The organism is Microcoleus sp. Pol11C3, assembly GCF_036701485.1.
In the GTDB taxonomy this organism is placed as follows: domain Bacteria; phylum Cyanobacteriota; class Cyanobacteriia; order Cyanobacteriales; family Microcoleaceae; genus Microcoleus.
Map to the genome: position 1 here is coordinate 17,686 of NZ_JAUBQW010000100.1, position 6,708 is coordinate 24,393.

At 46.5% G+C, this 6,708-nt stretch carries 6 protein-coding genes; 2 read left to right on the plus strand and 4 right to left on the minus strand.

The features are described 5' to 3' along the window. Positions 1 to 239, minus strand: a 239-nt coding sequence (locus tag QUA40_RS20475) for a hypothetical protein (RefSeq protein ID WP_333129165.1), incomplete at its 3' end; no start/stop codon positions are given. A gap of 323 nt (positions 240 to 562) precedes the next feature. On the opposite strand from QUA40_RS20475, the gene QUA40_RS20480 reads away from it, so the two are divergent. Then, positions 563 to 1,885, plus strand: a complete 1,323-nt coding sequence (locus QUA40_RS20480; protein ID WP_333129167.1) for an FGGY-family carbohydrate kinase — start codon at positions 563 to 565, stop codon at positions 1,883 to 1,885. A 52-nt stretch (positions 1,886 to 1,937) separates the two neighbouring features. On the opposite strand, the gene QUA40_RS20485 is transcribed toward QUA40_RS20480, so the two are convergent. From QUA40_RS20485 to QUA40_RS20495, 3 genes are all read right to left on the minus strand, one after another. Next, complete coding sequence (locus QUA40_RS20485; protein ID WP_333129170.1) at positions 1,938 to 2,543, minus strand: hypothetical protein; 606 nt, start codon at positions 2,541 to 2,543, stop codon at positions 1,938 to 1,940. Between the two features lie 192 nt (positions 2,544 to 2,735). After that, on the minus strand, positions 2,736 to 5,102 hold the full coding sequence (gene pcrA / locus QUA40_RS20490; RefSeq protein ID WP_333129172.1) for a DNA helicase PcrA: 2,367 nt from the start codon (positions 5,100 to 5,102) through the stop codon (positions 2,736 to 2,738). 260 nt (positions 5,103 to 5,362) lie between these two features. Further along, positions 5,363 to 5,746, minus strand: a complete 384-nt coding sequence (locus tag QUA40_RS20495; protein WP_333129174.1) for a YkvA family protein — start codon at positions 5,744 to 5,746, stop codon at positions 5,363 to 5,365. A gap of 139 nt (positions 5,747 to 5,885) precedes the next feature. Here QUA40_RS20495 and QUA40_RS20500 point away from each other — a divergent pair, with 139 nt between their 5' ends. Further along, positions 5,886 to 6,626 (plus strand): SIMPL domain-containing protein, encoded by a 741-nt coding sequence (locus tag QUA40_RS20500; RefSeq protein WP_333129176.1) that lies wholly within the window; start codon positions 5,886 to 5,888, stop codon positions 6,624 to 6,626. Positions 6,627 to 6,708 lie beyond the last annotated feature (82 nt).

Sequence of the window (6,708 nt, forward strand, 5' to 3'; positions counted from 1 at the left end):
ACAAGGGGGCGGGGGAGGGGGGGGGAGGGGGTGGGGGTGGTGGGGGGGGGGGGGGCGCTTAGTTCCTTCTCTCGCATCGAGAACTGTAAGTTGTAATCTATAGCTATTTCAGCCCTTGGTTGGTTTGCCCGATCGTAGCAAGTTGCAATCTGCCGAGTTGGTTTATTGTCCGAGTTGCGACGCGAATACGTTACTAACAGAGTTAGTCTAATTGAATTGGCAAGTTTAGTTGCTAACATTTAATTAAACTTTAGATTTAAGTTGCTCAAGCTAGAGCTTGAGCTAACTCCAACGAACCTGTACCTGTAACTAAAGCTGATCAATTAGCTTTTCCTACTCTCAATCAGCAACGCCAATAGAGTTTACGATGGAATCTGTAGAATACCTAAAACTTCTCAGACTTAGCGATCACACCTTAGACAATTATCCATTATTTAAATAATAAGCCAAAGAGCAGATAGATCCTGAGATTGTCGCCGAAGAAGCTGAGGAATGAAACAACCATAAGAGGCAAATAAACTTTGTGGTTTACTCAAAATAGGAAAATTCGCGGGAGTGGCAAATGAATCTTTATTTGGGAATAGATTTCGGCACGACTGGCGCGCGATCGACAATCATCGACTCCCAGGGTACAATACATTGTGAGACTGAATATACTTTTGCCAACAACGGGCAACAACAGCCGGAATTGCCCTCGGTGTGGCAAAATGCGCTGTGGGATTCGATCGAGCAAATTCCCCCAACAATCCGCAATCAGGTAAGGGCGATCGCCATTGACGGCACATCCTCCACTGTCATGCTGTGCAATACCGACGGTATACCAGTATCCGAACCGATTTTATACAATGATGCGCGCGGTGCAGCCGTGACAGAGAGGTTGCGGGCGATCGCGCCAGCCAACCACACAGTATTAAGCGCTACATCCAGTCTGGCAAAACTCCTGTGGTTTTGTAGGGGCGGTGCCCCCATGCCCGCCCCATCCACCGCAGAGGGCGGGCACGGGGGCACCGCCCCTACGGTTTTCCTGCATCAAGCCGATTGGCTGGCATTTCTGCTGCACGGAAAATTAGGAATTAGCGACTATCACAATGCTTTAAAACTCGGTTTCGATGTTGATACTTTGTGCTATCCCAATTGGCTGATGGAGGGAATTGCGGGCGCTGCCACTCCTGAATTGCCACAAGTTGTCGCACCGGGCACGCCTGTGGGGAAAGTTACAGTGGAATTGGGCGAGCGCTTCGGTTTTCCCCGCGATTGTATGATTTGTGCTGGTACAACCGATAGCATTGCAGCATTTCTAGCCAGCGGTGTCAATTCACCAGGGGAAGCAGTAACTTCTCTCGGTTCAACATTAGCCGTCAAACTGTTAAGTCATACCCGCGTTGATGATTCAACATACGGAATTTATAGTCATAAATTAGGCGATTTGTGGTTAGTTGGAGGCGCTTCTAATACGGGAGGTGCGGTGCTGCGACACTTTTTTACTGATGCTGAGTTAGAGAATTATAGCACACAAATTGATCCAGAACAAGAGAGTTTGCTGGATTATTACCCATTGTTGAAAAAGGGCGATCGCTTTCCGATTAATGACCCGAATTTGCCCCCGCGACTCGAACCGCGTCCAACTGATGCAGTGGAATTTCTGCACGGTTTGCTAGAAAGCATCGCGCGGATTGAAGCGCGGGGATATCAATTATTGCAGGAGTTGGGTGCAACTCCTTTGACAAAAGTTTATACTGCTGGCGGTGGGGCAAAAAATGCGGTTTGGAGTGCGATTAGACAGCGTTATTTAAAAGTGCCTGTTGAAACGCCGGTGCATACTGCGGCTGCTTACGGGGCGGCGCTTTTGGCGATGCGGGGTGCGATAGATCAACCGCAGATTTAAAGCAGATAAACACAGAAGATCCGATAATTTTAAGTGTGATTGGGATATAATGCTAATTTTCGCGCACCATCCACACTAAAAATCCCAATATCTTATCTACTGGAGGTAGCGGATAATCGGTAAGATCGATCGTCACTATTTGCCCTTCCAGCTTGAGAAACCGCCAAGCTGTGCCGCTGGAAACGCAGCCGTAGATGGCTGAGATCGATCGCCCTTTCGCTTCATTAAATCTCTGGGCCGCCACCATTTCAGCAATACATTGACCCAAACCTACTTTCAAATCTCCTTTTTTAGCTTCCACCATCACAATTACCGGGGCTTCAATGTCTAGCTGTTCCGGGGAACGGCTGATGATAAAATCGCAAACTCCTGTCAGTCCCGCAGTCACATCAACATTAAATTCCTCACCCGAAAACACGCTGATTTGTTGGTTCAGAATCCTGCGAACTTCCAGCAATACAGGGTTAATAATGGCTTCAGAACGGGCCTTTTCGGTGCTAGTGGCGATCGCCCAAGGCAAATTTGTCTCCAGCATGGTCTGCAAGGCTGTTGCGGGTGCGATCGGTTCGATTTCCGGCAAAAATTTGATTCCTTCCACTACGGTGAGATTGAAGGCTTCTTTAACCTTGCCGATTGTCGTAAATTGACTGTAAGACATAAGAGCTTAGGTTTTTATTTCTACTTTTTACTTAGATAAAACGAAGGTTGAAACCGCGTCTACACAAACGAGTTGCCCGACGTGGACTCAAGATAAAAATGTAATTTTTACCGCATTTTAACCGCCCCTTCTTCAGCCCACTCTTCTAGGGTTTGGCCTGTATAGACGCGGTTTCAACCGCCGGATTTTCTCTTACACTCGCTGCAACTTAGCTGTTCTCGGATCGATAATTTTTCTGCCCAAACCCGAAAACTTAATTGCCAGATTAGTTTTATCGCCTTCTCCCAAGACGTGGGTAATTTCTCCAACTCCAAAAGCATGATGAAAAACCCGATCGCCCGTTTTCCAATCCGCCGATTGTCCATTGTTTCCCGGTTGAGAATTGCCGGAATTTGCTGCTGAATTATTAGTTTTTCCTTTCGATGCAGCCGTTTTTCCCGCTTTAGTTTTTTTGGCAGTTCCAGCCAGCAAATGTGGTGGCAATTCTCCTAAGAATAGCGAAGGGGTGCAGTGTTCTCGGAAACCTCCCCACAAGCGGCGTTCGCGAGTGTGGGTGAGAAATAGCAATTCCTGGGCGCGAGTGATGCCGACGTAGCACAAACGCCGTTCTTCTTCGATCGCTTTCGGGTCGTCTAAACTGCGGAAATTCGGAAATAAACCCTGTTCCATTCCGACTAGAAATACTACGGGAAATTCTAGCCCTTTTGCGGAGTGCAGCGTCATCAGCGACACGCGGGAATCTTCTTCCTGCAAGTCATCTAAATCGGATGCTAAAGATGCTTTTGCTAAAAATGATGTCAGCGTCGGTTCTTCGTTTTGTTCTTCAAATTGTAGCACTGCATTGTACAATTCTCTGACGTTTTCTATCCGATTTTCGGCTTCTTCGGTTCCTTGATTTTTCAAATCTTCAATGTAGCCTGAATCTTGGATAATTCCTTGGACAATTTGCGAAGCGGGCAGGGTTTCAACTTGCGATTGCCAACGACCAATCATTTCGGCAAACTTAATAATAGCTTTTGCCGATCGCCCTGCTAGAGTATTGACAGAAGATTCATCGCTGAGGATTTCCCACAACGGAATGCCTAACTGAGTTGCAGCGTCTTCGACTTTGGAAAATGTGGTATCGCCAATGCCGCGACGGGGAGTATTGATGATGCGTTTGAGGCTGACGCTATCGTCTGGATTGGCAAGCACCCGCAGGTATGCTAGGATATCTTTGATTTCTTTGCGATCGTAAAACTTCAGGCCGCCGACAATATTGTAAGCAATGTCTAAACGCATTAACGCTTCTTCAAAGGAGCGAGATTGAGCGTTTGTGCGGTAGAGAATCGCAAAGTTACTCCCGTTTTCGTATTCGGAGTTTTGGCGCTTCAAGGAATGAATTTGACCTGCCACAAATTCCCCTTCATCTAATTCGTTGTCGGCGCGCCAGACAACAATCGGAGCTCCCGGTTCGCGAGTCGGCCGCAGAATTTTCTCGATGCGTTCGGTATTGTGTTCGATCAAGTGGTTGGCGACTTGCAGGATGTTTTCGCGCGATCGATAATTTTCCTCTAATTTTACCATTGTCTGAGTTTTATCGTCTGACAAACCATCTCCGAAATCCTCTTGAAATTCCAGCAATATGGTATAATCTGCCATCCGAAAACTGTAAATTGATTGATCGACATCGCCCACGACAAAAATCGAGCGGTTTTGCCATTTATCGAAGTTTTTCGGATCGACATTATTTGTCACCAACATCCGAATTAAATCGTATTGAGTGCGGTTGGTATCTTGGTATTCGTCAACTAAAATATGGCCAAACTTTTTATGCCAGTAACTTAATACTTCCTCGTTTTGGCTCAAAAGCTTAACGGGAACAAGGATTAAATCGTCAAAATCGAGGGCATTGTTGGCTGCTAAAGCGTCTTGGTAGCGACTGTAAACATCGGCAATCACACGACCTCGATAATCCGGTTCTGCAGCTAGGAATTCTTGAGGCGACCAACCTTTATTTTTAGCGTTACTGATAACGTAGCGGACTTTGCGCGGGTCAAATTTCTTATCGTCTAAATTTAGGACTTTGGTAACAATTTGTTTGACAAGAGTTTGAGCATCTGACTCGTCAAAAATCGAAAAGTTTTTCTTCCACTGGCGGCCTTTCTCGTCTTGGTATTTTTCTATATCATAGCGGAGAATGCGACCGCACAAAGAGTGAAAAGTCCCCATCCAAATGTGTTTGGTAATTCTTTGGTAAATTTGCGATCGTAATTTGGTTTGTACATCCGGGGCTAAGTCTACCAAAGGTTTGCCATATTCCGCTTCAGCTTGCTGAGTTGCCAGCAATTTCTCAATTCTTTCTTTCATCTCCCTGGCGGCTTTATTTGTAAATGTCACCGCCAGAATATTTTCAGGCTCAACTCGATGGGTACGAACTAAGTTAGCAACTCGGTAAGTTAGAGCTCGGGTTTTGCCGGAACCAGCGCCCGCTACTACTAACAGCGGCCCGTTATAATGGGCGACTGCTTGGCGCTGAGATGGGTTGAGGTGGCTGAGGAAATCAGTGGTTTGAGTCATAGCTAGAAAGTTAGTTTAATTTTTTAAGGGGTAAATAATACTTAGTATCGGATAAGGCGAGTTTTTTTAAGGTAAGGCGCGATCGCCCTAGAATATAATATCATGAATATCAGACGTACGGTTGAAACCGCCTCTACACAAACGATGTCCGCCTCTGCGGACGAAGAGAGTATAAGGTAAAACATAATTTTCACCGCCTATTATTCAACCCGAGTCGGTGGGTTTTGTCTGTATAGTCGCGGTTTCAACCGCCCGGCCTTCTAAGGTTTAAATAGTTGTTTTAGCCAAATTGCTGCTAATATTCCCAAGCCAATCCAAATGGCAATAATCACAACAGCGGCCGCCCGATTTATCGGTTTTCCCCGCTCTATTTCTGCGGCTGCTTTTTCCCGACACTCGGCTAAAACTTTTGGGGGAATCATTTTTAGTACCAGCCAAATTCCTAATGGTACAATTATCAAATCGTCTAAGTAGCCGAGAATTGGGATGAAGTCTGGAATTAAGTCGATCGGGCTAAAAGCGTATGCAACTGTCACACCTGCTAAAACTCTCGCGTACCAAGGTACTCTCCGGTCTGTACTGGCTAAATAAACAGCGTAAGTCTCTTTTTTGAGTTGGCGGGCAGCTTGTTTTAAGAATTGCATATAAAAACTAATGACTAATGACTCATTACTAATGACCAATGACTTTTTTAGTTGCTAAAAATGTAACAAGCCGGATATTTAGCAATTCCAATGAGAAGGTAAAGTATAGCATCTGTTGTACGTGAGGAGAATCAAGTTTATGAATTCAAATTTGCAACGTGGCGATCGCATTAATTTCCGTAGTCTGGTAACAGCGTTATGTTTAACCTTAACTCTCGTGAGTTTCGTGAGATTAGATCCGGCGGCGGCTCAAGAACAGCGGATCAGAACGTTGACTGTTACTGGGCGGGGTGTGGAAGCGATTCCTACAACTCAAACACAAGTGCGGCTGGGGGTTGAGGTGCAGGGGAAAACGGCGGCCGAGGTGCAGCAGGAAGCGGCGAGACGATCGTCCGCTGTGGTAGAGTTGCTGCGATCGCGCCAAGTCGAAAAACTCGAAACTGCCGGCATCACCCTCAATCCCATTTATAACTTCGACAACAACCAACAGCGCTTGACGGGCTATACGGCGACGAATACCGTCACTTTTCGGATTAATACTGCATCTGCCGGCACTTTGCTCGACGATGCGGTGAATGCTGGGGCTACACGCATCGACGGGGTGAGTTTTGCCGCCACCGAAAGTGCGATCGAATCTGCTCGAAAACAAGCACTCCGCAAAGCAACTCAAGATGCTCAAGCCCAAGCGGATGCAGTCTTGAGCGCCCTCAACCTCAAGCGGGGTGAGATTCTGGGCATTCAAGTCAACGGTGCGATCGCGCCGCCTCCAATGTATCGGCAATTGGCTGGTGCTCGCATGGCTGCTGCTGAGGCTACAACGCCTGTGGTGGGAGGGGAACAGCAGGTAGAAGCTTCTGTGACTTTGCAATTTGGATATTAAATAGTGGTGTTGCTTAATCAGGGTATGAAAAAAATAAGTTAAAAATCCAAACGCTTTGTGAATACTGGTTTCTATGACGGGC

What these genes read in the sequence shown, in the direction of transcription:
- QUA40_RS20480 (WP_333129167.1), top strand. Translation starts at nt 563, where the DNA reads ATGAATCTTTATTTGGGAATAGATTTCGGCACGACTGGCGCGCGATCG.
- QUA40_RS20485 (WP_333129170.1), bottom strand. Translation starts at nt 2,543, where the DNA reads ATGTCTTACAGTCAATTTACGACAATCGGCAAGGTTAAAGAAGCCTTC.
- pcrA (WP_333129172.1), bottom strand. Translation starts at nt 5,102, where the DNA reads ATGACTCAAACCACTGATTTCCTCAGCCACCTCAACCCATCTCAGCGC.
- QUA40_RS20495 (WP_333129174.1), bottom strand. Translation starts at nt 5,746, where the DNA reads ATGCAATTCTTAAAACAAGCTGCCCGCCAACTCAAAAAAGAGACTTAC.
- QUA40_RS20500 (WP_333129176.1), top strand. Translation starts at nt 5,886, where the DNA reads ATGAATTCAAATTTGCAACGTGGCGATCGCATTAATTTCCGTAGTCTG.